Here is a 2,535-nt window from a genome sequence, read left to right as displayed (position 1 = left end):
CCGCAAACCGGAATCCAACACAAACAACGCATCACCCGGCACCGGCGTACCGATAGGAGCTCCATGACCAGGCTTCATGGGCGCACTCATAGAGGCGTAGAACGTCTCTGTCTCCCCGTAGCCATTGATCATTTCTCGGCCTGAAGCCCACCGATCGACAAGTTCGGGCGAGCATGCCTCACCCCCCACAAAAATGGTCCTTACTTGATCTATTCCCTCGGGCGAGAGCATCTCGAGTGCGGACGGGGTCTGGTTGACGGTGGTGACCTGCTCGTCTACCAGGATTCGGTGAAAGTCCGTTGCGGAGCGGGCGGCATGCTCAGGGATGATCACCAAGCGGCCGCCGTGCAGCAGAGCGCCCCACATCTCCCACACCGACACATCGAACGAGTACGAATGGAACATCGACCACACCTGATCTGGGGAATGTTTGAAAGCATGTTCCGAAGCTGCGTAGGTCTGGGTGACGTTCGTTTGTGTGATGCCGACGCCTTTGGGTGTGCCTGTCGTTCCTGAGGTGTAGATGATGTACGCGAGGAGGTCAGCATTCGGCACCGGCAACGTCGTCGTCGGCTGTTCAGCGACCTTGGGATCCTCGACATCTATCAGTGGGACCCCGGACTTACTGACGCGACCAGCGAGGCTCACCGTGGTCAAAATCGCGGCCGGCGCAGCGTCTTGTAGAACGAATGCCAGGCGCTCGTCAGGGGTGTTGATGTCGATCGGCAAGTAAGCAGAACCCAGCTTCAGCACCGAAAGTATGGCTATCACAGTGTGTTCCGAACGTGGCAGCAACAGTGCAACAACGTCCTCTACTCCCACCCCACGCCCAGCCAACAAATGAGCCAACTGCGTCGATGTGTCGTCCAACTCCTGATACGTCCACGACCGACCCTCGAACACCACCGCTATGACGTCCGGCCGCACCCTCACCTGCTCGGCGAACAACTCCGGAATCGCGGGGTCCACGATCGATTCATTTAGCACTGACCGCGCTCCGAGGGCGTCCAGCTGCGTCAGTTCTCTCTCGTCAAGCAAGTCGATTGACGCCACCGAGCGGTCCGTGCCGGCGAGCATCGTCGTGAGCACCCGCTGCCAGCGGGTAACAAGTTGTTTTACAGTTTCGGCGTCATAGACGTCGGTGCGGTACTCGACCAGACCCCCAATGCCTATGGGACGGCCGGAGTTGTCGAACCGCTCACGCAGGCTGAAAGTCAAGTCCATTCGAGCGGTCAAGGTGTCCGTGCGCTGCGGGGAAATGTCGAGACCTGGCAGAGACAGATCGGGCAGGGTGACGTTTTGCCAGGCGAACAGGATTTGGATCAACGGATGGTGAGCCTGCGTACGGACCGGATTGAGGCGCTCGACAAGCGCATCGAACGGCACATCTTGGTTCGCGAACGCGTCCAGGCTCCGCTCCCGTACCTCCTCCAACAAATCACCGAAGTTCATCTCGGCTGAAACCCGCGTACGCAACACCAGCGTGTTGACGAAAAACCCGACCATGCCGTCAAACTCGGTTCGCCCCCGCCCCGCCGTCGGCACCCCGAACGCCACATCCGCGCTCCCGCTCAAACGCGCCAACAGCACCGAAAGCGCCGCCGACATCACCATGAACGTCGTCGCATTGCGTTCCCGCGCCACAACCCGCACGAGTTCCTGCAGTTCGGCGGGCCATTCGACGACGACTTGGCCGCCCTGATGGTTGGCGACGGCGGGGTAAGGCCGGTCCGTGGGAAGCTCCAGCAGTCCCGCGTATCCAGCGAGGTTCCGCTCCCAGAAAACTGTTTGTCGACCAGATCGGGTATTAGGATCGTCGGCCTCGCCGAGGAGCTTGTGCTGCCAGATTGTGAAGTCGGCGTACTGAACGGGCAACGGCTCCCAGCCTGGCTCCGTCCGGGTGGTGCGGGCCTGATATGCGGTAGTCAGGTCGCGAACCAGCGGCGAGAGAGATGATCCGTCGGCGGCGATGTGGTGCATTGCCAGGGCCAGATGGTGTTCCGTGGTCGAGACTGCGAAAAGCCTTGCACGAAAGGGAATCTCGGTTTCTAAGTCGAAGGCGTGGCGGGTGACAATACCGACCGCCTCATCCAACTGTTGATCGGTCCAGTTGGTGGCGTCGATGACTTTGCAGGCGACAAGCCCTTCAGAGGCATCGAGAATGCACTGCTCGGGCACGCCAGCCGTAGCGGGAAACACTGTGCGAACACTCTCGTGCCGGGCTACGACATCGGCAACCGCCAGGGTCAGCGCGTCGACGTCGAGTAGACCGATTAGGCGTAGTACCAGAGGGATGTTGTATGTCGCCGATGGTCCCTCTAGCTGATGGATGAACCACAACCGACGCTGGGCGAACGACAGCGGCAACTGGGCCGGACGCGCATATGGCTCCCAGATTTGCCTGGTGCCCGACTGTCCTCCACCCACCACACGAGCCAGGCCCGCTACGGTGGGGGCTTCCATGAGTGCACGGACGCTGATTTCACAGTCGAAGGTTTCCTGCACGGCGGCTACGACACGCATCGCAGAGAGCGA

General features: G+C 60.7%; 1 protein-coding gene. It reads right to left on the bottom strand.

Going from position 1 to position 2,535, the window contains the following annotated elements; all coding sequences use genetic code 11:
• Positions 1–2,523, bottom strand: a 2,523-nt coding sequence (locus tag CH294_RS26265; protein ID WP_254924357.1) for a condensation domain-containing protein, incomplete at its 3' end; no start/stop codon positions are given.
• Positions 2,524–2,535 lie beyond the last annotated feature (12 nt).

Source organism: Rhodococcus sp. 14-2483-1-1, assembly GCF_002259335.1.
Taxonomy (GTDB): Bacteria; Actinomycetota; Actinomycetes; order Mycobacteriales; family Mycobacteriaceae; genus Rhodococcoides.
Note: the sequence above shows the minus strand (reverse complement) of the source record. Positions and strands in the feature narration are given on the sequence as shown.